Raw genomic sequence first — 22,488 nt, 5'->3', positions numbered from 1 at the left:
GGGGGCGTGAGCGAATTGCCGGTGATCGAGATAACGCCTCTTCGCACGGGTGGTGACACCCGCGCCGTGGCGGACCGGATCGGGGCGGCCTGCCGCGACAACGGGTTCTTCTACGTCTCGGGTCACGGTGTGCCGGCCGATCTGGTCGCCAGGCTGGACGCGGCGAGCAGGAGGTTCTTCGCGCTTCCGGACGAGCGGAAGAACGAGATCTCGATGGACCGCGGCGGCCGGGCCTGGCGCGGTTTCTTCCCCGTCGGCGGCGAGCTCACCTCCGGCCGGCCCGACCTCAAGGAGGGCGTCTACTTCGGCGCCGAGGAGCCGCCCGGCGACCTGCCGCTGCACGGCCCCAACCTGTTCCCCGAGCAGGTGCCGGAGTTGCGTGAGGCGGTGCTCGGCTACCTCACGGCGATGACCGGCGTCGCCCAGACGGTGATGTCGGGCATCGCCCTCAGCCTGGGCTTGGAGGCCGGCTACTTCCGTGAGGGCTACACGGCCGATCCGACCATCCTGTTCCGGATCTTCCACTACCCGCCCGCGCCGCCGGGCACCGACTCCTGGGGCGTCGGCGAGCACACCGACTACGGCCTGCTCACACTGCTCCTCCAGGACGACAACGGCGGCCTGCAGGTGCACACCTCGCGCGGCTGGATCGACGCGCCGCCGGTGCCCGGCACCTTCGTCTGCAACATCGGCGACATGCTCGACAAGCTCACCAGCGGCCTCTACCGGTCGACCCCGCACCGGGTGCGCAATCTCAGCGGCAACGAGCGGCTGAGCTTCCCGTTCTTCTTCGATCCCGGCTGGGACAGCGAGGTGCCGCCCCTGCCCTACTCACCGGGCGGCCGTGCCCGCTGGGACGGTCAGGACCTCCGCGCCTTCACCGGCACCTACGGCGACTACCTGCTCGCCAAGGTCTCCAAGGTCTTCCCCCACCTCGCCGACAATCTCGGCTGACCGCTTCCCCAGCGAACTCCCTGCGGAGTTCACGCAAGCTCCCTAGCGACGATCCCGCTAGGGGTATAGCGTCCACGTGTGCTCTCCACGTACCAGGAGATTCGCGATCGGGTCTACGAGCTGTGCCGCAAACACGAGCTACGTCCAGACTGGGCCGCGGACACCAAGTTCGGCCGTGTGCTGTTCCTGTATGACGTCACCCAGGTAATCGTCGCCAGGACGTTCGTCCCGACACAGTTCATCGATCAGATCAAGCTCGCGAAACTCGAACGCGACCTCGCTCATCTCTTCGGGGAAGGATGGCTCTCGTGACCCAGCAGATCAGCGTCATCATCGACGTCACCCACCAAGACGGCTACTGGAACGGCGTTCCGCGCGACACCCCCGGTAGTGGCGCGGGCCGGACGCTGGCCGAGCTAGAGGAGGAGCTGAGCGCGATCATGCCGCTCATGCTCGGTTGCGAACCGGACGAGGTCGAATTGGTGTACGACTACACGGGCCTGCCTCAGGAGGTGCGGCAGGACCTGGAACGGTTCCGGGCGCTGCGCGAACAGCGCGACCAGATCGAGGAGAGCCTCCGGAAGATCGGCAGTCGGGTAGCGACCCGGCTCAAAAAGGAAAAAGTCACCGACGAGGACACGGGGCGGCTGCTCGGCGGACTGTCACGGCAACGGGTCGGGCAGCTCAGGGCCGGTTGAGACCTGGCTGCGAGGGTCAGGTGGTCTCGCGCACCACCAGGCGGGTGGGCAGGACGACCGAGCTGGTGTGGCGGCCGTCGAGCCGCGACAGCAGGAGCCGGGCCAGGGCCAGGGCCTGCTCGGTGACCGGCACCCGGACCGTGGTGAGCGCGGGGGTGGTGGCGGAGGCCGCGTCGATGTCCCCGAAACCGACGATCGCCAGGTCCTCGGGCACCCGCCGCCCGGCCTGCCGGGCGGCGCGCAGGGCGCCGATGGCCAGTTGGTCGGAGGTGGCGAGCACGGCGTCCAGCCCCGGCACGTCGCCCATCAGCCGGCGGGCCGCCGCCGCGCCGGACTCGCGGTCGAACCCGGCCGGCGCGGTGATCGGATGCAGCCCGGCCTGGTGCAGGGCGTTGCGGTGGCCGGCGAGCCGGTCCTGGACGACGACCAGGTCGGTCGGCCCGCAGATGATCCCGACCCGGCGGCGGCCCTGGTCGAGCAGGTAGGCGGTGGCGGCTCGGGCGCCGCCCACGTTGTCGACGTCGACGTACGGGACGAGGGAGGCGATGGCGGGCCTGCCCAGCAGGACGACGGGCACCTCGGTGCGGGCCAGCCGTTCGGCGAGCGGCCCGGCGCCGTCGGGCAGCACGAGCACGACCCCGTCCACCTGGTGGGTCTCGACGTGCCGCACGATGCGGCGGTGGCTCTCGTCGGTGTCGGCCAGCATGAGCGCGATCTGCTTGCCGGCCCCCTCCAGAAGGCTCGTGACGTACTGGACCACGGCGGAGACCAGCGCCTCGCCGCCGTTCTGAGGGGGCGCCAGGACCAGCGCCACCGCGTTGGCGCGCCGCGTCACGAGGCTCCTGGCGGCCGCGTTCGGCACGTAGCCGAGCTCCTGGACGGCCCGCAACACGGCGGCGCGGACCTCGGGGCTGACCGACGCCTCGCCGTTGACCACCCGCGAGACGGTCGCCCTGGAGACCTGGGCGCGGGCGGCGACGGTCTCCAGGGTCGGCCGTTTCGGCCGGTCGACGCCGAGCCCGTTGCGCTTGATGACGTCGCGGTACCACAGCGCGCTGTCCTTCAACCGCCGTCGCTGGGTCGCGAAGTCGACGTGCACCAGTCCGAACTTGCGCCGGTAGCCGTCGGCCCATTCGACGCAGTCGAGCAGCGACCAGACGAGGTAGCCGCGGACCCGAGCGCCCTCGTCGAGCGAGGCGCGGAGGACCCGCAGGTGCTCTTCGAGGTAGCTCGTCCGGTCGACGTCGTGGATGCCGTCACCGGTGACGACGTCGACGAAGTCGGCTCCGTTCTCGGTGATCATCAGCTCGGTGTCCGGGTATTCGCGGGTCAGGCGGCGCAGGACCAGTGACAGGCCGCCCGGCATGATGGGCCAGCCCATGGCGGTCACCGCCGTCGGCACGCTGCAGAACAGGATCCCCTCGCTGCCGGGGAAGGCAGGGTCGGCGGCGGCGCTCGGCTGTGCCCGCACCACGACGGGCGTGTAGTAGTTGACCCCCAGTAAGTCGATGGGCCGGCCGATGACGTCGAGGTCGCCGTCGTGGATGTGGCCGAGCCCCGCGGCCCGTTCGATCACGGGGAGCAGGTCGCCGGGGTGGCGGCCGCGCAGGATCGGCTCCACGAACTGCCGGTTGAGCAGCGTGTCGATCCTGGCCACGGCCTCGGCGTCCTCCTCGGACGGCTCCAGCGTGAAGTCACCGAGCTGGGCCGGGGTCAGCACGGGCGACAGGTTGAGCACGACGCCGACCCGCTGGGCGCCCGACGAACGCAGCGCCTCGGCGCCGAGCCCGTGCGCCAGCAGCATGTGGTGGGCTGCGACGAAGGCGTCGGCCGCCGAGCGCCGTCCCGGGGCGTGGACGCCGGCGCCGTGACCGATGAAGGCGGCGACCCACGGCTCGTTCAGGGTGAACCAGGTGCCGACCCGGTCGCCGAGCCGCTCGTGCACGACCCGCGCGTAATCGGCGAACCGGTGGGCCGTGTCGCGGGAGGTCCAGCCGCCACGGTCTTCGAGGGCCTGCGGCAGGTCCCAGTGGTAGAGGGTGGCGTAGGGGGTGATGCCGGCGCCCAGCAGCTCGTCGACCAGCCTGTCGTAGAAGTCGAGACCGAGGTCGTTGCGGCGGCCGGCGCCCTCGGGCAGCACGCGAGACCAGCTCACCGAGAACCGGTAGGCCGCCATGCCGAGGTCGCGCATCAGGCGGACGTCCTCGGGGTAGCGCCGGTAGTGGTCGCAGGCGGGGTCGCCGTGGCGTCCGCCGGGGAAGGCGTCCCAGATGGACGGACCCTTGCCGTCCTCGCCGGAGGCGCCCTCGATCTGGTAGGCCGACGTCGACACTCCCCAGACGAACCCCTCCGGGAACCGCGCTGTGCTCATCTGACGAAAACCCCCCGGCGACTTGGCAGGGCCCACAGTCTGCCGCATCGCGCGCCGGTGCGGTTAGGCGATATACAGGCCCCGTGGAACTGGATCGGCTGGATCGTGACATCATCGCGGCGCTCGTCGAGGACGCCCGGGCGACCTACGCGGAGATCGGGCACCACGTCGGCCTGAGCGCGTCTGCCGTCAAGCGCCGGGTCGACCGGCTGCGCGAGACCGGGGCGATCACCGGGTTCAGCGCCAGGGTGGCGCCGCGGGCGCTCGGCTGGAACACCGAGGCGTACGTCGAGCTGTTCTGCCAGGGCAAGACCAAGCCGTCCGACATCGCGCTGGCGATGGCGCGCTATCCCGAGGTGGTCGCCGCGGCCACGATCACCGGCGAGGCCGACGCGCTGCTGCACATCCGCGCCACCGACGTGCGCCACGTGGAGCGGGTGATCGAGCGCATCGCGGCGGAGGCCTTCGTGGTGCGCACCAAGAGCTCGATCGTGCTGTCCAGGCTCGTGGATCTGCCGACCGGAGCCGTCGCGCCCGACCCGCGCAACGGATCGCCGGTGGGCGGCTGACACGCGCAACGAAAGTTAACCCACACGCAATATCGCCCGCTTGGCCTGCGTAAACATCCCTTCCTAGGCTTGCCCCGTCACCTCTCTGCCCTTGACCATGACGGAGACCTGCATGCCCAAACACTTCCTGATGTGCCGTCCGGAGCACTTCACGGTCGAGTACGCGATCAATCCGTGGATGCATCCCGAGGCAGGCGCGGATCGCGACCTCGCGATCCGGCAGTGGGAAGGCCTCAGAGCGGCGTACGAGAACCTCGGGCACAAGGTCAGCCTCATCGATCCGGTGGAGGGTCTGCCGGACATGGTGTTCGCCGCCAACGGCGCGCTGGTCGTGGGCGGGCGCGTCTACGGCGCCAGGTTCGCCTACCCGCAGCGCGGGCCCGAGGGTCCGGCCTACCTGCGCTGGTTCACCGACCGGGGCTATCCGGTCCGGGAGCCGGAGCACGTCAACGAGGGTGAGGGCGACTTCCTCGCGCTGGACGACGTCGTACTGGCCGGCACCGGCTTCCGCACCCACCTCGCCGCGCATCAGGAGGCACAGGAGTTCCTCGGCCGCCCGGTGGTGTCGTTGTCGCTGGTAGACCCGCGGTTTTATCACCTGGATACGGCACTATTCTCACTAGACGGGCGTAATGTCGCGTACTTCCCTGACGCCTTCTCCCAAGGAAGCCAGGAAGTCCTGCGGCGACTGTTCCCGGACGCGGTGCTCGCCGGCGCGGCCGACGCCGAGGTGCTCGGGCTCAACGCGGTCAGCGACGGCACGAGCGTCGTGATCAACTCCGAGGCCGTCGAGCTCCGGCTGGAGCTCGGGCGGCGCGGCTACGAGGTGATCCCGGTCGACCTGTCGGAGCTGCGCAAGGCAGGTGGCGGCCCCAAGTGCTGCACACTGGAGATCAGGGGGGAATTCTAAGATGACTACCAGCGCGGAGCTGATCGAGATCAGCGAGCGCCGCAGCGCGCACAACTACCACCCGCTGCCCATCGTGATCCACGAGGCGCATGGCGCCTGGGTCACCGACGTCGAGGGCAAGCGTTATCTCGACTTCCTGTCCGGCTACTCGTCGCTCAACTTCGGCCACGGCAACCCCAAGATCCTGGAGGCGGCGCAGCGGCAGTTGCAGCAGCTCACGCTGACCAGCCGGGCGTTCTACCACGACCAGTTCGCCGCGTTCTGCGCCGGGCTGGGCGACCTGACCGGCAAGGACATGATCCTGCCGATGAACACCGGCGCCGAGGCCGTGGAGACCGCGATCAAAGTGGCCCGCAAGTGGGGCTACGAGGTCAAGGGCGTCGAGCGCGACAAGGCCAACATCATCGTGATGGAGGACAACTTCCACGGCCGCACGACCACGATCGTGAGCTTCTCCACCGATCCCGACGCCCACGACGGCTTCGGCCCCTACACCCCGGGTTTCTCGGTGGTGAAGTACGGTTCGATCGAGGCCGTGCGTGAGGCGGTCGACGCCAACACGGTGGCGGTGCTGGTCGAGCCCATCCAGGGCGAGGCCGGGGTGCTGGTGCCGCCGGACGGCTACCTGACGCAGCTGCGCGAGCTGTGCAACACCGAGAACATCCTGATGATCGCCGACGAGATCCAGTCGGGGCTCGGCCGCACCGGCAAGACGTTCGCCTGCGACCACGAAGGCGTCGTGCCGGACATCTACGTCCTGGGCAAGGCGCTCGGCGGCGGCGTCGTGCCGGTCTCGGCGATCGCCGCCGACAGCGACGTGCTCGGCGTGATCAGGCCGGGGCAGCACGGGTCCACCTTCGGCGGCAACCCGCTGGCCTGCGCCGTCGCCAACGCCGTGATCGAGCTCCTCAACACCGGCGAATACCAGGACCGGGCCGCCCGGCTCGGCGAGGTGCTGCACGCCCGGCTGGCCAAGCTGGTCGGCGACGGTGTGGTCACCGTGCGCGGGCGCGGCCTGTGGGCGGGCGTCGACATCGACCCGTCGCTGGCCACCGGCCGCGAGGTGTCGAAGGCGCTGATGGCCCGTGGCGTGCTGGCCAAGGACACCCACGGCTCCACGGTCCGGCTCGCGCCGCCGATCGTGATCTCCGAGGAGGACCTCCTCTGGGCGGTCGACCAGCTCGCCGAGACGATCGCCTCCTTCCGCCGGTGACCCGCTCTCCGGCCTGAGGTCCGGAGCCCGTGTTCCGGTGACCGCCGGGGCCGCCGCGGACGGACCTGACCGGTCCGTCCGCGGTGGCGGTCAGCGGAGCCGTACGGAGTCGATCTGTTTGAGGGTGTTGCCGGACGACTCGTACCAGGTCGCCTCGTCGGGGAAGGTGAGCGTGGCCAGCGCGTTCTGGAACCACGGCCCCTCGGTCACCCGCCAGCGGAACGGCGGCCGCGGGATGCCTGCCAGCCGGGCGAGCAGGCCCCCGATGACCGTGGCGACGCCGAACTGCGTGATCACGTTGGCCCAGCGGAGCACCGGGCTGAGCGGGTTGCGGATCGGCGAGCAGACGATCTGCCAGACGGGCGCGTTGCGGGCCCTGGCCACGTAGGAGTAGTGGACGTCGCCCGACAGGATCAGCACCGGCTTGCCGATGCGGACGAGCAGCCTGGCCAGGTCGTCGAAGGAGCGGCGGAAGGCCGCCCAGTGCTCCAGGTCGACGAACTGCCTGAACCTCTCCGACAGCCGCTGGACCACCTTGCCCCAGGCGCCGTCGCACAGGGCCTCGTTCCAGTTCTGCACCGAGTGGACGCCCTCGGGCAGCATGAAGGGGATCGAGGAGCCGATCACGATCCGGTCGGCGGGCTTGGCCACCTCGTCCAGCAGCCACTCCCACTCCCCCGGGTCGAGCATCCGCCGGTCTCCCGGGGTCAGCTGCCTGGCGCACCGGGTGTCGATCATGATCAGCCGGGTGTGGCCCAGGTCGCGGGAGTAGCTCCAGCGGTTACTGCTCGGCTCGGTGTCGGCCTTGTCGGCGAAGGCGTCGAGCGCGCCGCCGCCGTCGCCTTCCTTCAGGGCGCGCAGCAGCGGGTCGTCGGCTCGCTCGGCCGGTGACAGGTTGCCGAGGTGCTGGTAGACCCAGTAGGCCCCGAGCCCGGAGATCACCCTGCGGCGCCACCAGGAGACCTGGGCCATCTGCTCACGCCAGGTCTGCGAGGTGTTCCAGTCGTCACGCAGGTCGTGGTCGTCGAAGATCATCGCGCTCGGCACCGTGGAGAGCAGCCACCGGATCTCCGGCTCGCTCCAGGCCTGGCGGTAGAGCTCGCAGTATTCCTCGTAGTCGGCGATCTCGTTCTCGGGCTCGGTGCTGCGGCGCTCATGGATGAAGTCGAGCATCTCGGGCGACGGGCTGTCGGCGTAGACCTGGTCTCCGAGCAGCACCAGGAGGTCGGGCCAGTCCTCCTCGTCGGCCGTCATCAACCGGCCGCCGAAGGCGCGCAGCACGTCCTCGCCGTGGGTCAGGACGTGCGCGGTGTCGTGGGGAACGCTGGTGCGGCACGACCCGAACGCCATCCGGCGCGGCCCCTCGGCCGGCATCAGCCGGATGCGGCTCGGTGGCCGCCCTTCGAGCGGCCACACCCGCTCGCCGTCCAGCTCCACCGCGTAGGAGTCGACGTCTCCCGGCAGCTCTGTCAGGTCGACCAGCGCGTAGTGGTGACCGTGCACGGCGAACGTGGGCGATCGCCACGAACTGTCCCCCGCCAGCACGGCGACCGTACACGGGTCGCTGGTCTCCACCCAGATCGTGGCGCTGGACGCGTCGACGTAACGCAGCATCGGGCCGATCACGAGCGCGGCCATGCACACCCCTCTATTCGACAGTTCGGCACACTCCAGATCATCAGCGTGCCAGAGTGGCACGTATCCAGCACATCGATCATCGGCTTGGATTGATCGGAAACAGATCAGTCTCGATGTGTTCGCCGATCTGGCCGTGCACGACTGACCCCCGCTTGAGATGATCACAACAAGTACGCCCAAAAGGATTAAAGCAACGGCGCTTTACCCGTAGTTGGGCATCCAAAACAGGAGGATGCGTTCCCATGACCCTCGTGGTGCCGTCAATGACGCCGGCTCCGATCACTCCCGGCCGCCAGGCCCTCGACTCCGCTCTCCACCAACTCGGCCAGGCCAGCGACCATCTCGGGCTCGACGACGGGCTCCGGCTCATGCTCGCCACTCCCCGCCGCTCGCTGACCGTCTCGGTCCCCGTCCGCCGCGAGAACGGCCGGCTGGACGTCGTGCAGGGCTTCCGGGTCCAGCACAACGTCTCGCGCGGCCCCGCCAAGGGCGGCATCCGCTTCCACCCCAGCACCGACCTCGACGAGGTCACCGCGCTCGCGATGTGGATGACCTGGAAATGCGCGCTCGTCGGCATCCCCTACGGCGGCGCCAAGGGCGGCGTGGCCGTCGCCCCCGACACGCTGACCACCCGCGAGCTCGAACGGCTGACCCGCCGCTACGTCAACGAGATCCTGCCGCTGATCGGCCCGGAGAAGGACATCCCGGCTCCCGACGTCGGCACCGACGAGCAGACCATGGCCTGGATCATGGACACCTTCAGCGTCAACGCCGGCTACTCGGTGCCCGGCGTCGTCACCGGCAAGCCGATGGCGCTGGGCGGCTCGCTCGGCCGGGCGGGGGCGACCTCGCGCGGCGTGCAGATCGTGGCCCTGGCCGCGCTCGGCCGTTCGCCCGAGGGCGTGACCGTCGCGGTGCAGGGGTTCGGCAAGGTGGGCGCGCTGGCCGCCCAGTACCTGTCCGACTCGGGCTGCACCGTGGTCGCCGTCTCCGACGTGTCGGGCGCGGTCCACGCGAGCAGCGGTCTCGACATCGCCGATCTGCGCGCCTGGGTCGCCGAGACGGGCAGCGTGCGCGGCTACCGGCACGCCGACGCGCTCGACCGCGACGAGCTGTTCGAGCTGGACGTCGATCTGCTGGTGCCCGCCGCGCTCGAAGGCGTGATCACCGCCGGCAACGCGCCCCGGATCCAGGCCCGCCTCATCGTGGAGGGCGCCAACGGGCCCACCACTCCCGAGGCCGACGAGATCCTCACCGATCGCGGCACGATGGTGGTGCCCGACATCCTGGCCAACGCGGGCGGGGTCATCGTGTCCTACCTGGAGTGGGTGCAGAACATGCAGGCCTACTCCTGGAGCGCGGCCGAGGTCGAGATGCGGCTCCGCGACCTGATGCAGAGCGCCTACGGCGAGGTGAAGTCGCTGGCGGCCGACCGCGGCCTCACGCTCCGGCAGGCGGCGCACGTCATCGGCGTGGGCCGGGTCGCCGAGGCCCACCAGATGCGCGGCCTCTACCCCTGACGGCCTGACGCGCGCCCCCGCCTGCTCGTGAGGACACCGTTGGCGAAATAGATCAAAAAGCAGCGGCCCCATGATCACGTCTGTGACCATGGGGCCGCTCTTGTCGTTCTTGCTCACGGATGGAGTCGCGGGTATCGCTGCGTTCGACAGGTTCAGATCAGATCCCGGCGGCCACCCTGGCAGTAGCCCGCGGCGAAAGTCTCGTTCTGGAACAGGACACCTGACGCACACTCCAGACATGATCAAACCGTTTGCTCGTCAGCTCGGGAATGACGTACCTGCGATCTGAGGCGTGAGGACGGTCAGTGCTCGCGGCGTGGCTCCGAGGATGCGCTCGAGGGCCTCAAGATGAGCTTCGACGAGCACGGCGCGGTGGTCCGCCAGAGAGGTACGGTCCGCAGGTTCGGTGAAGGCGTCGATGAGAGCGTCGCCGAGTTGCAGCCCCATGCCGGCGATGATGAGGGCCGCCTCGTCGGGGTGGGTGACGTTGAACACTGCCTCCGCGCATCCTTGCCGGATGATCGCGGCCAGCAGCGGACCCTGGATCCGCTGCGATGCTTGGCTGATGCGCTGCTTGAGCACCGCGTTGTCCTCGTGCCGCCACATGTGCCCGATCGCCGCCAGTTCGCTGCTGCGCTCCGCCTTCCAGTCAAGGGCGGAGAGCAGGTAGGTGCGCAGCTTGGCCATCGCGTCGAGCGCTGGGTCCGACACGACGTGCTGGGCGGCGGCGCTGAAGTCGGTCGCGAACATCTCCACGATGCCGTCAAGAAGCGCTCGTTTGGAGTCGAAGTAGTGGTAAAAGGCGCCCTTGGAGATGCTGAGCGTCGTCAGCACATCGGAGATGGTCATCTCCTGGTAGCCCTTCTCCCGGATCAGCTCAAGAGCGGTCGCGAGTATCTGAGCACGTCGAGCCGCGTACTCCTCCGGTTTGACTTGACGGGCCATGCGCTGCTCCACCTCGCGAACGTCCGTTGACAGGTTATGACCGTCAGCGTACCTTATTTATAAACCGACCAGCGGTTTATGAATGGAGACTCTTCCATGTCAGACATGGACTTTGATGCCCATCTGCGGACCCGGGCGTTCGCTCGGGTGATCGGCCCCTACATCGCCATCTTCACCACGATCCTCGCGATCCGCTTACCGACGGCCACGGGACTTATCGACGGCCTGTTCGCAAATCCGGCGATTGCGTGGATCCTTGGAGCGGTCATGGTCGGAGGAGGGTTGGTGATCATTGGCGGACACCGGAACTGGCGCGGCCCCGCCGCGATCACCATCTCCGTGTTCGGCTGGTTCGTGCTGCTGCGCGGCGTCGGGCTGGTCGCCACCACCTCAGCGGTGCAAGACATCGCCGAGACCGCCACGCTCGACCCCACCTTGCTGACTCTCGCGCGCGTCTTCTTCGGCCTGCTAGCCCTGATCGGCATCTGGCTCACGTACGTCGGCTGGTACCCCAAGCCGGTGAAGGCGCAGCCAATCGCCTCCACGTCACAGCCGTAGCACACGAAGCTGTACGCCATCCAGACCAAGTCGTCGCGCATGTCACGGGACGGGCCGTCGAACAGCGTCGGCCGTACCCCGAAGAATTCGCAGGGCACGTTGAGATCGCCGTACAGTCCCGGCGGGTCGGGATCGAACCCGCCCTCACCCGACTCGCCGTCCGTGCTGCTGACGAGCTGCACCCACCCCATCAGCCCCACCTAGCCTCGTCCGGGATGCTCGATGACGGCGTTCGCCGGATGCCGGACGAAGCAGCCGGCCCGGCCTCGTCACCCGTCACCCGCCCGGTACACAGGTTGGTAAAGCCAAGGTGTCGCAGGTCAGGATGCTGATCATGACGCCTCTAGAGTGTGGTGCGTGCTCAGGTTGGTGCTGTCCCTCGCCCTGCTCGACCCCACCGGCGCCTCGGAGCTGTCACTACGGTCCGTGCCGGAGCAACGGGTGCTGACACCCGGTGGCGACCGGCTGGGCTACGCGCCGATCGCGGCCCCCCACACCTCGGACCAGCGGCTGACGGGGGTGCTGCTGTCGCGCGATCCGGTCACCGGCGGCACCATGCTGTGCGGGGGCTCGGTGATCAGGTCGAAGAGCCGCAGCCTGGTGCTGACCGCCGCGCACTGCCTGTACGACAGGGGCAGAATGCTGAAGCGGGTGACGTTCCTGCCCGGTTACGAGGAGGGCCGCCCGCCGTTCGGCGCCTGGCGCGCGGTGCGGACGTGGGTGCCGGATCGCTGGCGGAGCGGGCCGTACTCGTCGGAGCTGCTTCCGTACGACGTCGGACTGGTCGGGGTGGCCAGGGGCAGGCGCCCGCTGGAGGATGTGACCGGGCGCGGGCTGCGGACGCTGCGCACCCGCAGAGGCACCTCGATCGGCGGCCTGGAGCTGCTCGGCTACCCGGCCGGCCGGCACTACCCGGGCACCGAGCTCTATCACTGCGTCGGCGACGCGGTCGAGGCCATCTCACGCGAGCCCGGGCTGCTCGTCACGCGCAACTGCCATGCCCCGGCGGGGGCCAGCGGCGGGCCCGCGTTGTACGGCGACCGGGTGGCCGGCGTCGTCTCGTCCTCCAGCCCGCTGCGTGACCAGAGCGGCTTCACCGTGCTGACCCGGCTCGGCGGCGGGTCGTTCAACCAGATGCTGGCCCGCTCCGACCGGTGGATGCGGCGGCATCGGTTTGCCTGACGATGTCCTCGCAGATCGCATGGGTGACCATGGCGTCGTCGGCGGTGATCGTGCGTCCGTCACGGACGGCGTCGAGGAAGGCCAGGCAGATCTGCTCGATGCCGCGCTGCCTGCCGACCGGGGTCCAGTCGGGCCGCCTGGTGAGGGTCTCGCCGCCCACGTGGTCGATCACGTCGCCGAGGTTGACCACTCGGCGCTTGACCCCGTCGCCCATGACCTCGCAGGTCTCCTCGGCGGCGCCGCTCACCCGGTTCATCAGCCCGATGGCGGTGAACCCGTCGCCGGACAGCTCCAGCACGATGTGTTCGAGCAGCCCGTCGCGCACGCGGGTGCGGAACCTGGTGCCGGTGATCTCGCCGGGGGCTAGAAATCGCAGGGTGTCGACCACGTGGATGAAGTCGTCGAACACCGCCCGCCGGGGCACGTCGGGGTGGTGGGCCCGGTGCTTGGTCATCAGCACGAGGTGGCGGGGCAGCTCGGCGAGCCCGGTGTAGCCGGGTGCGTAACGCCGGTTGAAGCCGGTCATCAGCGACCTGCCCGTGACCCGGGCCAACTGTGCGAGATGTTCGCAGTCGGCCAGGTTGTCGGCGATCGGCTTGTCGACGTAGACGTGCACCCCGGCCTCCAGCAGGAGCTCCACCAGCTCGCGGTGAGCGACCGTGGCGGCGTGCACGAAGGCGGCGTCGATCCCGGCTTTGATCACCTCGTCCACGGACGAGAACCGGGCCGCGACGCGGTGGGCGTCGCCGAGCCGGTCGAGCGTGTGCCTGTCGCGGGTGCACAGGTGCAGGTCAAGGCCGGGTTGGGCGGCGAGCACGGGAAGGTAGGCCTTCTCCGCGATGTCGCCCAGGCCGATCATGGTGATCTTCACGCCTCGAGCGTAGCCTTCAGCGCCTCGTCCAGCGGGGTCGGCGCGAGGCCGAACGTACGCTGGAACGCCGACGAGTCGAGCACGTACGGCGCGACGAACTGGTAGCGGGTGTGCCGCAGCTCGCCGATCATGGGCGAGAACAGGCCCGCGGCTCGCACCACCGGCCACGGCAGGCGCATCAGGCGAGGCGCGGGCAGGCCCAGCAGGGCGGCCATCCGCTCCCCCATCTCCCGGAAGGTACGCGGCTCGCCGGTGGGCACGTGCCACGGCCGCCCCCAGGCTCGCTCGTCGGCGCCGGCCACGATCAGCGCGTGGGCCACGTCGGGCAGGTAGGTCCAGCTGTGCGGCTGGTCGGCGGGCCAGACCAGCTGGATCGTCCTGCCCGCGCGGAGCGGGACGAGGAACCGGTCGCCGAGGTAGGACTGGTCGGTGGCGCCTGGGCCGAAGTAGTCGGAGCCGCGCACCTCGGTCACCCGGATCCTGCCCGCCTCGTGCGCGGCCAGCGCGTCGGCCCACATCCTGGCCCTGACCTGGAACTTGGGGTTGGTGGACGCGAGCGGCAGGTCCTCGGTCATCGGTCCGTCGACCGGGCCGTACGGGTAGAGGTTGCCCAGGATGACGAGGACCGCGCCAGTGGCCTCGGCGGCGCCCAGGAAGGAGGCGGCCATCGGCGGCCAGTCCGTGAGCCAGCGGTGATACTGCGGGTTGACGCAGTTGTAGAGGGCGTCGGCACCTCTCGTGACCTCGATCAGCCGGGCCTGGTCGGCGACGTCGGCCGCCACTCTGGTCGCCCCGGCGGGACCGCTGCCCGAGCGGGTCACGACGGTGACCTCGTGTCCCCGGGCGAGGAGCTTGGTCGCCAGATGGGTGCCCACCTGACCGGAACCTACGACGACGTACTTACCCATGATCAAGCCTGCTTCCAGACGAGGCGGAGGACCGCGTTGACGACGAAGAGTGCGGTGAGGACGGCGGCCGGGGTGGTCAGACCGGCGGCGTAGAGGGCGAGCGCCCCACCGCCGAACCAGACGATCTCGAGCACGGCGCGGGCGAGACCGGTCGCCGGGAAGACGGCGTTGGTGCCGCCACCCGCGCCGAACAGCGCCCATGCGGCCACGAACAGGGCGACCCCGCCGAGTCCGGCGAGCAGTTTGACGCCCCAGCTCCCGTTCAGCGTGAAGCCCCAGTAGCCCACGGAGGCGAGGACGCCGAGTTCCAGGAAGAACATCAGGGCCATGTTGGCCCCCTTGGCGACGGTGAGCATCTCAACCTCCGGTGACAACTGTTCGCTTACGAGAGCAATGCTCTCCCAAGAGAGTGATAGTCGTCAAGAGCGGTGCTCTCGTTTTATGTCGCCGCTCTGGTATCGTTCGGGGCATGACAGCCGGCCGTACCGCCAGAGAACGAGTCCGGGCCGAGCTGACCAGGGAGATCACCGACATCGCCCGCCGTCAGCTGGCCACCGAAGGCGCCGGGGGCCTGTCCCTGCGGGCCGTGGCACGGGAGATGGGCATGGTCTCGTCGGCCATCTACCGATATTTCCCGAGCCGCGATGACCTGCTGACCACGTTGATCATCGACGGCTACAACGCTCTCGGCGAGGCGGTCGAGCGGGCCGACGCCGCCTGTCCCGCCGGCGACTTCCTGGACCGCTGGCTGCGCGTCTGCCACACGATGCGCGACTGGGCGGTGAGCCACCCGCACGAGTACGCACTCCTGTACGGCTCGCCGGTGCCGGGCTACCAAGCCCCCCAGGACACGGTCGCCGCCCGGGTCCGCGACGTCACGGTGCTCGGCCGCATCCTGGCGGAGGCCTACCAGGCAAGCGCGATCACCCTGCCGGACCTGGGTCCCCCTCCTTCGCCCGCCGTGGTGGCGGAAGCGGCCGACATCGGCGAGCTCATGCCCGGCGTGCCCGGCGAGGTGGTGCTGCGCGGCACCATGGCGTGGACCTCTGTGTACGGATGGATCAACTTCGAGGTGTTCGGCCAGTTCGACAACACGATCGAGGACCGGAAGACGGTCTTCGACCACCTGCTGCGGGTGCTGGCCGGCACGATGGGCCTTACCTGGTAGGACGTGCCACCCAGCACGAGCCGTACGCCTCACAGGGTCGTACCACGCCACCGCGGGTCGTCCGCCTCACCGCGAGCCGAACAACGGCACGATCACCTCGTCGACGATCTCGACGACCAGCTCGTCGGGGATGGACGGGCCGGAGAAGAGGAAGTGCTGCCTGAGCAGCGCCTGCCCGGCGTCCAGGCGGAGCGGGGTGACGGCCGACCGGTCGATCTCGCCTCTCTCGACCGCCCGGCGGGTGATCTCCTCCATCATCCGCCTGCCCGCCCGCTGGGAGTTGTGCCGGAACCTGGCGGCGCGTGACTCGTCGCCCAGCGCCTCGCCGAGCAGCCCGCGCAGCGCCTCGCCCGCCGGTCCGGTCAGCAGCTCCGCCGTACGTCTCAGCCCGGCCAGGGCGTCACCGCGCAGCGAGCCGGTGTCGGGCACCGAGAGCGGGGCGGGCAGCAGGTGGTAGACCGCGTCCATCACCAGCTCGATGCGGGTGGGCCAGCGCCGGTAGAGCGACGCCTTGCTGGCCCTGGCCCGCTCGGCGACCCGTTCCATGGTCAGCCCGGCATAGCCGACGTCGGCGAGCTCGTCGAGCGTCGCCTGGAAGATGGCGGCGCTGAGCTCCTCACCGCGACGGCGGGGCAGCTTGCGGTGGTCGGTGACCATGCCACGAATCCTACGGAGCCGCGGAGACCAGGCCGGTGCCGCCGTCGACGGTCACTACCTGCCCGTCGGCCAGCACCGAGGTCCCCTCGCCGGTGCCCATGACGGCCGGGATGCCGTACTCCCGGGCGACGATCGCCGCGTGCGAGGCACTGCCGCCCGTGTCCACCACCACGGCCGCGGCCCGCTGGAACAGCGGCGTCCACGACGGGTTGGTGTAGGGGCAGACGAGCACGTCGCCCTCGGTCAGCCGGCCGAACTCGGCCGGATCCGCGATGACCTTCACCGGTCCGGTGGCGGTGCCGCCGCCCGCGGGCGTCCCGGCGACGAGCGCGTCACCCGCCGGTCGCGCGGGGAAGATCACGGCCGGGTCGATGAGCCGCACGCCCGCGAACTCCTCCCGCTTGGCCGCCCTCCGGAGCACGGTCGCGCGCAACCGCTCACGGTCGGGCTCGGCCAGCGTCTTGACGTCGTCGATCCCTTCGAACTCCTCCAGGCGCAGATGGAAGACGTCCTCCGGCTCCTGGAGCAGGCCCGCGTCGCGCAGCCTGCGGCCGATCTCCACCAGGGAGCGGCGCAGCACGGGCAGCGGCTCGGTGAAGAAGAAGTGACTGTCCTCGCGGAAGGCGACGCCGGCGCGGGCCGCCTGGACCCGGCGCGTCATCCTGGTGCGGCGGGCCGCCTGGCGCAGCCGGGGGTGGGCGAGCAGCCGTTCGAGCGCGTCGTCGCCGGCGGCGGGAGCAGGCGGCTTGGCCGCGAGCATCCTGACCAGCCCGAGCACCGTCTCCGGCGCGTCGGCCCAGGTGGGCGGGGTGACGAGGAGCGGGCTCGCCGTCTCGCGGTGGCCGTACTCGGCGAGGAAGGCCCGCAGCTTGGCGGCGAAGGCGGCAGGGGGTGGGTCGGCGTCGAGTGCGTTCGTCAGGCGGGCCTCCTCGGCCAGTTCCTCCAGCGCCTGGTTGGCGTCGGAGGTGCGGGTGCGAGCACCCGCGATCAGGTCGCCGAACTCCTTCCCGCGCCCGAGCAGCTTGAGCGACACGAGCAGTCTCAACAGCGCGAGGCCGCTGCCCGGCAGGTAGTCGATGCGCAGGTCGGCCACCGGCTGCACCAGGTCAAGGGCCTGCCTGGGGATCCGGACCAGCTCCGGCCACGCCAGCGCGGCCAGGTCGCGGGACTCCAGTTCCTCGGTCGCCGCGACGAAGGTGCGAAAGCGCGGGTCCTCGGTCCACCGGGCGGGGTCGTGGCGCCTGGCCAGCCGGAGGATCCGCACCGGCGTGCCCAGCATCCGGATCGACGGACGGGGGCGCGGCGGCACCAACCCGTAGACCACGCCCTCCTCCTCCACCAGGAAGTCCTCGAAGGCGCCCCTGATGCCGAAGTGGCCGGTCACTCTGGCCATCAGCCCGGCAGGGCCGTACGGAACCCAGGTGGACATGTCGATCGGGTAGGGCCGCACCGGCACGTACTCCAGCAGGATCGCGCCGAGCTTGCGCCGCACCGGGTTGAGCCGTCCCAGCGGCGGCGGCGGGAGCGCGGTCATGGGACGGGCCTGCAGCAGCATGACCCGGCCGCCGGCATAGGCCCACTCGATGTCCTGCGGCCTGCCGAAGTGACCGGCGACCTCGCCGGCGAGGCGGGCCAGCTCGCGCAGCGCCTCGCCGGGCAGCCGCTCGCCGGACGCGTCGGCGCCGCTCTCGCGGACGACGCCGCCACCCGCCGCGCCGCGGATGACCACCTCGCGCCGGCCCGGCGTGTACGCGGTGACCTCGCCGGCGGCGTCGAGCACGTAGTGGTCGGGGGTGACGAGACCGGAGACGACGGCCTCACCCAGCCCGCTGCTCGCGTCGACCACGATGCGCGCGCGGTCGCCCGTGACCGGGTCGGCGGTGAACAGCACGCCGGCCGTCTCCGCCTCGACCATGCGCTGCACGACCACCGCGATGCGCACCTCGTCCGAGTCGATGCCGAGCCTATGCCGGTAGGCCACGGCCCTCTCTCCCCACAACGACCCCCAGCACCGGCGTACGGCGTCGGCCAGGGCCTCATCCCCCACGACGTTGAGGTAGGTGTCCTGCTGGCCGGCGAACGCGGCGCCGGGCAGGTCCTCGGCGGTGGCGCTGGAGCGGACGGCGACCGGGCCGCCGCCGAGCGCCGCGTAGCCCGTGGCGATGGCCTCGCGCAGTTCGGCGGGCAACTCCACCCGCTCGAAGTGCGCGCGCGTGTCGTGCCCGCCGGCGACCAGGTCATAGGCGGCGGTCGTGATCACGAAGCCGTCGGGGACGGGGAACCCCTCGCGGACCAGCTCTCCGAGGTTGGCCCCCTTGCCGCCGGCCTGGGCCAGGTCGTCACGGCCGAACGCCCGCAGGGGCGCGACGAGTGTCATGCTCTCTCCTCGACATAGGCGGTGGTGCGCAGAGGACGCGCCGGCAGGACCAGCGCGAGGACGAAGGCCACGGCGAGCAGCGGCGCCATGCCTCCGAGGACGGGCGGCACGGCCTCGGCGAACGCGGCCCGCACGCCGTCGGGCAGGTCGGCCGGCCCGGCCACGGGGATGTCGCCCGCGAACCGCCAGGTGATCAGCGCCCCGGCGAGCGCGACCCCGGCCGAGGCGCCGATCTGGCGCATGAACGTCACCGACGACGTGGCGGTGCCGAGGTCGGCGTACTCGACGGCGTTCTGCGCGGCCAGCACCATGACCTGCATGACGAGCCCGATGCCGAGCCCGATCAGCAGCATCACGGCCGCGAACGCCGCGGCGCCGCCGGCGAAGGGCAGCAGGGCCAGGCCGAGCGCGGCCACGGCGGTGCCCGCCACCGGGTAGGGCTTGTAGCGGCCGGTCCTGGTGATGAGCCGGCCGGAGACGATGGTGGTGATCAGCACGCCGGCCATCAACGCCGTGACCAGCAGCCCGGCCTGGGTGGCTGTGGAGCGCAGCGCGATCTGCAGGTAGGCCGGCATGTACGAGACGGTGCCGAACAGCGCGAATCCGACGAGCATGCTGATCGTCACGGGTACGGCGAAGGCCCGGTCACGGAAGAGCCGCAGCGGCAGGATCGGGTCGGCCGCGTACCTCGCGCTCACCAGCCACGCGACGACGCCGGCGAGTGCCACGGCCAGGAAGACGGGCTCGCGGGTCTGACCGAGCAGCACGACGCCGACCACGGCGACGGCCAGGGTGAGCGCGCCGGCGACGTCGATCGGCGCCCGGCCCACCGGCTTGGGCAGCCGCAGCGTGACCGTCAGCAGCACCAGCGCGATCAGCCCGAGCGGCGGGTAGACGGCGAAGATCCACCGCCAGTCGAACCGGTCAACGATGAACCCGCCGAGCAGCGGCCCGCCGACGGCCGCGACGACATAGGCGGCGCCGATGAGTCCCAGGTAGCGGCCACGCTCGCGGGGGCTGACCAGCTCGCCGACGATCGCCTGCGCGCCGATCATCAGCCCGCCGCCGCCGACGCCCTGCAGCGCGCGGAACGCGACGAACTGCGACATCGACCCGGCCAGCGCGCACAGCACGGCGCCGGTGACGAAGATGACGATCGCCGCCTGCATCATCGGCTTGCGCCCGTAACGGTCGCCGAGCTTGCCGTAGACGGGCATCACCACGGTGGCGGCGACCAGGTAGGCGGTGATCACGGCGGGCATCTGGTCCAGCCCGCCGAGCGCGGTCGCCACGGCCGGGAGGGCGGGCGCCATGATCGTCTGGTCGAGCGCGCCGAGCAGCATCGCGAGCAGCAGTCCGGGGAGGACGAACTTCATGACCGCTCCTTAGAGAACGATTCGTTCTCTAAGGAGCATAGAACCCCGCCTTAAGAAACGCAACGTTCACTAATCCTGCCAAGCCCACCTCTGCCGATGACGTCGATGAACACACTCCATCGAGCCAGTACGGCCTGCGACAAGGCCGAGCACCTGCGTCGTGACCTGTTCGGACAGCTCCAGCCGCGCCGCTGCGGCACAAAAGGCGCGCCCGGCCGTGGAGATGGCCCCCGAAGAGGTGGGTGGCGCGCTCTTCGGGGGCCGTGCCCGGCCCTGGACTACGGGGGAAGATCCCGGCCGGACGCTCTGGTGGCGGCTCCGCCGCTCCCCCTCCACGAGAAGGCGGAGCCGCCTGGCCCTGACTGACCGCGCTGCTCAGCCAGGGCCGCGTCCGCCGACCGCCCCGGAGACCGGTTCGGCAGCGGACGAGTCAGGGGGACAAGGGGCCGCCCGGATGGCGCACCAGACGGTACGGCCCAGCCCACGGCCGTGTTCACGGGTCCCCCACTCCTGGGAGATCTCACGGACGATCAGCAGGCCACGACCGTCCTCCGCCTCCGGCTCCTGCCGGAGGTGCGGCCCGGAGAACGCGGCCCCGGGGTCACGCACCTCCACATACACGGTCTCCTCCGTCGCGGTCACGGTGAGGCCGATGAGGTCGTACGGCCTGGCGTCGGAGTGCCGGAGCGCGTTCGTCACGAGCTCGGACGCCGCCAGCACGGCATCGTCGACCGCGGGATGATCCTCCCCGAGCCATCTGCGCACCTCGGAGCGAGCATGCGAGACGGACTCGCGAATGCCCGCCAGCTGGATCGAACCCATGACCCTCGGCTCCGCGCTCACTGCTTTCATGGCTTCACCTACTCGAAGATCTCAGCCCCCATCGACCCTTCAACCATCCCAACCCGCGGCTACACTTGGTAGTCGATTGACTTCGCTACGCCATCAACCGTTTCGGTGAAAGCTTCGTTGAAACGGCGGCGATCCCCCGGGAGGTCAGATGCCAAAGGAGAGCGAGCTGTGCCCCGCCGACTCGCCGACCGCGCTCTTCGGCTTCGAGCTACGGCGACACCGCAAGGCCCGGGGCTGGTCCCAGATCCGCCTGTCGAAGGCGGTGTCCTACTCCGTCGGCACGATCAGCATGATCGAGACGGCCAGGCGGTCACCGACGGAGGAGTTCGCCCGCCACTGCGACGAAGCGCTGGAGGCGGAGGGGGCGCTGATGCGGCTCTGGCCGATGGTCAGCCACGCATCGGCTCCGCCATGGTTTCGGCCCTGGCTCGACGTGGAGGCCACGGCGGAGGCGATCCGCACCTGGGAGCCACTGGTCGTGCCCGGCCTGCTCCAGACCGAGGACTACGCGCGGGCCGTGCTGAGCGGCGAGCCCGGCGTAGCCCCGGAAGAGGTCGAGGAACATGTGACCGCCCGCATGGAGCGCCAGTCGATCCTCCGGCGACCCAAACCCCCCATGCTCTGGGCGGTGCTCGACGAGGGAGTCCTGCATCGCCCGATCGGCGATTCCGCTGTGATGACGGCGCAACTCGCGCCTTCTGGAAGTCGGACAAGCCCCCCGGATCACCATCCAGGTTCTCCCTCTCAGTGCCTACTCCACCACCGGGCTGCTAGGGGGTTTCGCCATCGCACAAGCACACGGCACCCCCGACACGGCATACGTTGAAGCTGCTTCCAACGCCCAGGTAACCGACTGGACTGAGAGCGTCAGGACCCTAGCATTCAGATATGAGGGGATTCGCTCCGAAGCACTGTCCCAGCGCGAATCCATGAATCTGATCAAGGAGACAATGCAGCGATGGACGAGTTGACCCTGGAGCTACGGGCAGCGATGTGGATCAAGTCTTCCTACTCGGGCAGCAACGGGGGCAACTGCATTGAGGTCGCCGAACTGTCTGGGGGGCGCCGAGGCGTCCGCGACAGCAAGAATCCCACGGGCCCAGCCCTGATCTTCACTCCGGGCGAGTGGAACGCCTTCATCGACGGCGTAAAGAACGGCGAGTTCGACTGATCAATACGCCTCGACAGGGGGCTTTCCACCCTCTTGGCGAGTTATCCGTAAGACGCCACAAGCGCGCACATCCGCCGTAAGGCATGAGAACAACCAGCGGAATGCGGCGTTCAACAGCGATATCCGCAAGAGTTCCGCAACGGTTTCCTGTCGATCACTCGTCGCTTCAGCCGGGCACAGGCGACCAGCGCTGCGCGATCTTCCCCTGTCCTGATGGCCTTGACCTTGGCCTGCTCAGCACCATCATCGGCGATGGCTGTCCGCTTGACCTCCGCCACTATGGCGACGAGTCGACCCGGACGATGTTCAGCACGTGACCGGCGCAGTTGGCACCCTTGATCTTGCTCCCGGCGGCCGGGATCTCCTGTCCGCGATGGCGCACTCGCCGCCCCTCTGCCCCCCGTTCCCATCCCAGCCGTTTCAGTTGATGTTCAACACGCATCCGACAGGTTTCATTTTGGGTGGGAGAAGACTCGCAGATCACCGTCAATTCTCACTCGCCAGCACACCATCTCCCCTTGTTAAGGGGAGCCGAAGTCATCCCCATAGT

21 protein-coding genes and 1 pseudogene are annotated in these 22,488 nt (G+C 69.9%); 12 read left to right on the top strand and 10 right to left on the bottom strand.

Annotated elements, in window-relative coordinates:
* The first annotated feature begins 6 nt into the window (after positions 1–6).
* From AB0I38_RS06895 to AB0I38_RS06885, 3 genes are all read left to right on the top strand, one after another.
* Positions 7–954 carry an isopenicillin N synthase family dioxygenase gene (locus AB0I38_RS06895; RefSeq protein WP_358463147.1) on the top strand — a complete coding sequence of 316 codons (948 nt, stop codon included), beginning with the start codon at positions 7–9 and terminating at the stop codon, positions 952–954.
* Positions 955–1,032: 78 nt separating this feature from the next.
* Entirely contained in the window at positions 1,033–1,266 is a 234-nt protein-coding gene (locus tag AB0I38_RS06890; protein ID WP_358463144.1) for a hypothetical protein, read from the top strand.
* Positions 1,263–1,652, top strand: a complete 390-nt coding sequence (locus AB0I38_RS06885; RefSeq protein ID WP_358463141.1) for a hypothetical protein — start codon at positions 1,263–1,265, stop codon at positions 1,650–1,652. Before AB0I38_RS06890 ends, AB0I38_RS06885 begins: the two co-directional genes overlap by 4 nt.
* 16 nt (positions 1,653–1,668) lie before the next feature.
* Here AB0I38_RS06885 and AB0I38_RS06880 read toward each other — a convergent pair whose 3' ends face one another.
* Positions 1,669–4,023 carry a GH1 family beta-glucosidase gene (locus AB0I38_RS06880; protein WP_358463138.1) on the bottom strand — a complete coding sequence of 785 codons (2,355 nt, stop codon included), beginning with the start codon at positions 4,021–4,023 and terminating at the stop codon, positions 1,669–1,671.
* 83 nt (positions 4,024–4,106) lie between these two features.
* On the opposite strand from AB0I38_RS06880, the gene AB0I38_RS06875 reads away from it, so the two are divergent.
* The 3 genes from AB0I38_RS06875 (at position 4,107) to rocD (ending at position 6,715) form a co-directional block, all read left to right on the top strand.
* On the top strand, positions 4,107–4,592 hold the full coding sequence (locus tag AB0I38_RS06875; RefSeq protein WP_358463135.1) for an Lrp/AsnC family transcriptional regulator: 486 nt from the start codon (positions 4,107–4,109) through the stop codon (positions 4,590–4,592).
* Between the two features lie 112 nt (positions 4,593–4,704).
* Positions 4,705–5,502 (top strand): dimethylargininase, encoded by a 798-nt coding sequence (gene ddaH, locus AB0I38_RS06870; protein WP_358463132.1) that lies wholly within the window; start codon positions 4,705–4,707, stop codon positions 5,500–5,502.
* Position 5,503: 1 nt separating this feature from the next.
* Positions 5,504–6,715: an ornithine--oxo-acid transaminase gene (gene rocD, locus AB0I38_RS06865; RefSeq protein WP_358463129.1), complete on the top strand. Its 1,212-nt coding sequence runs from the start codon at positions 5,504–5,506 to the stop codon at positions 6,713–6,715.
* Positions 6,716–6,805: 90 nt separating this feature from the next.
* Here the strand turns inward: rocD and AB0I38_RS06860 are convergent, their stop codons facing one another.
* Positions 6,806–8,353, bottom strand: coding sequence for an alkaline phosphatase D family protein (locus AB0I38_RS06860; RefSeq protein ID WP_358463126.1), 1,548 nt, complete (start codon positions 8,351–8,353; stop codon positions 6,806–6,808).
* A 242-nt stretch (positions 8,354–8,595) separates the two neighbouring features.
* Here AB0I38_RS06860 and AB0I38_RS06855 point away from each other — a divergent pair, with 242 nt between their 5' ends.
* The gene (locus tag AB0I38_RS06855) at positions 8,596–9,873 is read left to right on the top strand and encodes a Glu/Leu/Phe/Val family dehydrogenase (protein ID WP_358463124.1); all 1,278 of its coding nucleotides are present in this window, start codon (positions 8,596–8,598) and stop codon (positions 9,871–9,873) included.
* 258 nt (positions 9,874–10,131) lie between these two features.
* Here the strand turns inward: AB0I38_RS06855 and AB0I38_RS06850 are convergent, their stop codons facing one another.
* Complete coding sequence (locus tag AB0I38_RS06850; protein ID WP_358463121.1) at positions 10,132–10,818, bottom strand: TetR/AcrR family transcriptional regulator; 687 nt, start codon at positions 10,816–10,818, stop codon at positions 10,132–10,134.
* A 96-nt stretch (positions 10,819–10,914) separates the two neighbouring features.
* On the opposite strand from AB0I38_RS06850, the gene AB0I38_RS06845 reads away from it, so the two are divergent.
* A complete protein-coding gene (locus tag AB0I38_RS06845; RefSeq protein ID WP_358463118.1) occupies positions 10,915–11,376 on the top strand; it encodes a hypothetical protein in 462 nt (153 codons plus the stop codon).
* A 357-nt stretch (positions 11,377–11,733) separates the two neighbouring features.
* Positions 11,734–12,558: a trypsin-like serine peptidase gene (locus AB0I38_RS06840; protein ID WP_358463115.1), complete on the top strand. Its 825-nt coding sequence runs from the start codon at positions 11,734–11,736 to the stop codon at positions 12,556–12,558.
* Here AB0I38_RS06840 and AB0I38_RS06835 read toward each other — a convergent pair.
* Genes AB0I38_RS06835 through AB0I38_RS06825 form a run of 3 tightly spaced genes read right to left on the bottom strand, consistent with a single transcriptional unit; the run spans position 12,503 to position 14,693 of the window.
* Positions 12,503–13,429, bottom strand: a complete 927-nt coding sequence (locus AB0I38_RS06835; protein WP_358463112.1) for a Gfo/Idh/MocA family protein — start codon at positions 13,427–13,429, stop codon at positions 12,503–12,505. The genes AB0I38_RS06840 and AB0I38_RS06835 overlap by 56 nt on opposite strands.
* Complete coding sequence (locus tag AB0I38_RS06830) at positions 13,426–14,337, bottom strand: NAD-dependent epimerase/dehydratase family protein (protein WP_358463109.1); 912 nt, start codon at positions 14,335–14,337, stop codon at positions 13,426–13,428. The genes AB0I38_RS06835 and AB0I38_RS06830 overlap by 4 nt, the downstream gene beginning before the upstream one ends.
* A gap of 2 nt (positions 14,338–14,339) precedes the next feature.
* Complete coding sequence (locus AB0I38_RS06825; RefSeq protein ID WP_358463106.1) at positions 14,340–14,693, bottom strand: YrdB family protein; 354 nt, start codon at positions 14,691–14,693, stop codon at positions 14,340–14,342.
* Between the two features lie 113 nt (positions 14,694–14,806).
* Between AB0I38_RS06825 and AB0I38_RS06820 the strand changes: the two genes are divergently transcribed.
* On the top strand, positions 14,807–15,505 hold the full coding sequence (locus AB0I38_RS06820; RefSeq protein WP_358463103.1) for a TetR/AcrR family transcriptional regulator: 699 nt from the start codon (positions 14,807–14,809) through the stop codon (positions 15,503–15,505).
* 66 nt (positions 15,506–15,571) lie between these two features.
* On the opposite strand, the gene AB0I38_RS06815 is transcribed toward AB0I38_RS06820, so the two are convergent.
* The 4 genes from AB0I38_RS06815 to AB0I38_RS06800 all read right to left on the bottom strand — a co-directional run bounded on the left by AB0I38_RS06815 (position 15,572) and on the right by AB0I38_RS06800 (position 20,767).
* Positions 15,572–16,162 (bottom strand): TetR/AcrR family transcriptional regulator, encoded by a 591-nt coding sequence (locus tag AB0I38_RS06815; RefSeq protein ID WP_358463100.1) that lies wholly within the window; start codon positions 16,160–16,162, stop codon positions 15,572–15,574.
* 10 nt (positions 16,163–16,172) lie between these two features.
* Positions 16,173–18,539 carry a PEP/pyruvate-binding domain-containing protein gene (locus tag AB0I38_RS06810; RefSeq protein ID WP_358463097.1) on the bottom strand — a complete coding sequence of 789 codons (2,367 nt, stop codon included), beginning with the start codon at positions 18,537–18,539 and terminating at the stop codon, positions 16,173–16,175.
* A complete protein-coding gene (locus tag AB0I38_RS06805) occupies positions 18,536–19,915 on the bottom strand; it encodes an MFS transporter (protein ID WP_358463094.1) in 1,380 nt (459 codons plus the stop codon). The genes AB0I38_RS06810 and AB0I38_RS06805 overlap by 4 nt, the downstream gene beginning before the upstream one ends.
* A 375-nt stretch (positions 19,916–20,290) precedes the next feature.
* Complete coding sequence (locus AB0I38_RS06800) at positions 20,291–20,767, bottom strand: ATP-binding protein (protein WP_358463091.1); 477 nt, start codon at positions 20,765–20,767, stop codon at positions 20,291–20,293.
* A gap of 148 nt (positions 20,768–20,915) precedes the next feature.
* Between AB0I38_RS06800 and AB0I38_RS06795 the strand changes: the two are divergent.
* Both AB0I38_RS06795 and AB0I38_RS06790 read left to right on the top strand, forming a co-directional pair.
* Positions 20,916–21,738, top strand: a pseudogene (locus AB0I38_RS06795) (helix-turn-helix domain-containing protein).
* Entirely contained in the window at positions 21,726–21,938 is a 213-nt protein-coding gene (locus tag AB0I38_RS06790; protein WP_358463088.1) for a DUF397 domain-containing protein, read from the top strand. Before AB0I38_RS06795 ends, AB0I38_RS06790 begins: the two are co-directional and overlap by 13 nt.
* Positions 21,939–22,488: the final 550 nt, after the last annotated feature.

This window comes from Nonomuraea cavernae, assembly GCF_040655715.1.
Taxonomy (GTDB): Bacteria; Actinomycetota; Actinomycetes; order Streptosporangiales; family Streptosporangiaceae; genus Nonomuraea; species Nonomuraea cavernae_A.
Note: the sequence above shows the minus strand (reverse complement) of the source record. Positions and strands in the feature narration are given on the sequence as shown.

Excerpts from the sequence above, each read along its gene's own strand:
- AB0I38_RS06850 (WP_358463121.1), bottom strand. The coding sequence starts at position 10,818 with ATGGCCCGTCAAGTCAAACCGGAGGAGTACGCGGCTCGACGTGCTCAG.
- AB0I38_RS06790 (WP_358463088.1), top strand. The coding sequence starts at position 21,726 with ATGGACGAGTTGACCCTGGAGCTACGGGCAGCGATGTGGATCAAGTCT.
- AB0I38_RS06860 (WP_358463126.1), bottom strand. The coding sequence starts at position 8,353 with ATGGCCGCGCTCGTGATCGGCCCGATGCTGCGTTACGTCGACGCGTCC.
- AB0I38_RS06845 (WP_358463118.1), top strand. The coding sequence starts at position 10,915 with ATGTCAGACATGGACTTTGATGCCCATCTGCGGACCCGGGCGTTCGCT.
- AB0I38_RS06810 (WP_358463097.1), bottom strand. The coding sequence starts at position 18,539 with ATGACACTCGTCGCGCCCCTGCGGGCGTTCGGCCGTGACGACCTGGCC.
- rocD (WP_358463129.1), top strand. The coding sequence starts at position 5,504 with ATGACTACCAGCGCGGAGCTGATCGAGATCAGCGAGCGCCGCAGCGCG.
- AB0I38_RS06830 (WP_358463109.1), bottom strand. The coding sequence starts at position 14,337 with ATGGGTAAGTACGTCGTCGTAGGTTCCGGTCAGGTGGGCACCCATCTG.
- AB0I38_RS06800 (WP_358463091.1), bottom strand. The coding sequence starts at position 20,767 with ATGAAAGCAGTGAGCGCGGAGCCGAGGGTCATGGGTTCGATCCAGCTG.
- AB0I38_RS06820 (WP_358463103.1), top strand. The coding sequence starts at position 14,807 with ATGACAGCCGGCCGTACCGCCAGAGAACGAGTCCGGGCCGAGCTGACC.
- AB0I38_RS06855 (WP_358463124.1), top strand. The coding sequence starts at position 8,596 with ATGACCCTCGTGGTGCCGTCAATGACGCCGGCTCCGATCACTCCCGGC.
- AB0I38_RS06815 (WP_358463100.1), bottom strand. The coding sequence starts at position 16,162 with ATGGTCACCGACCACCGCAAGCTGCCCCGCCGTCGCGGTGAGGAGCTC.
- AB0I38_RS06805 (WP_358463094.1), bottom strand. The coding sequence starts at position 19,915 with ATGAAGTTCGTCCTCCCCGGACTGCTGCTCGCGATGCTGCTCGGCGCG.
- ddaH (WP_358463132.1), top strand. The coding sequence starts at position 4,705 with ATGCCCAAACACTTCCTGATGTGCCGTCCGGAGCACTTCACGGTCGAG.
- AB0I38_RS06880 (WP_358463138.1), bottom strand. The coding sequence starts at position 4,023 with ATGAGCACAGCGCGGTTCCCGGAGGGGTTCGTCTGGGGAGTGTCGACG.
- AB0I38_RS06825 (WP_358463106.1), bottom strand. The coding sequence starts at position 14,693 with ATGCTCACCGTCGCCAAGGGGGCCAACATGGCCCTGATGTTCTTCCTG.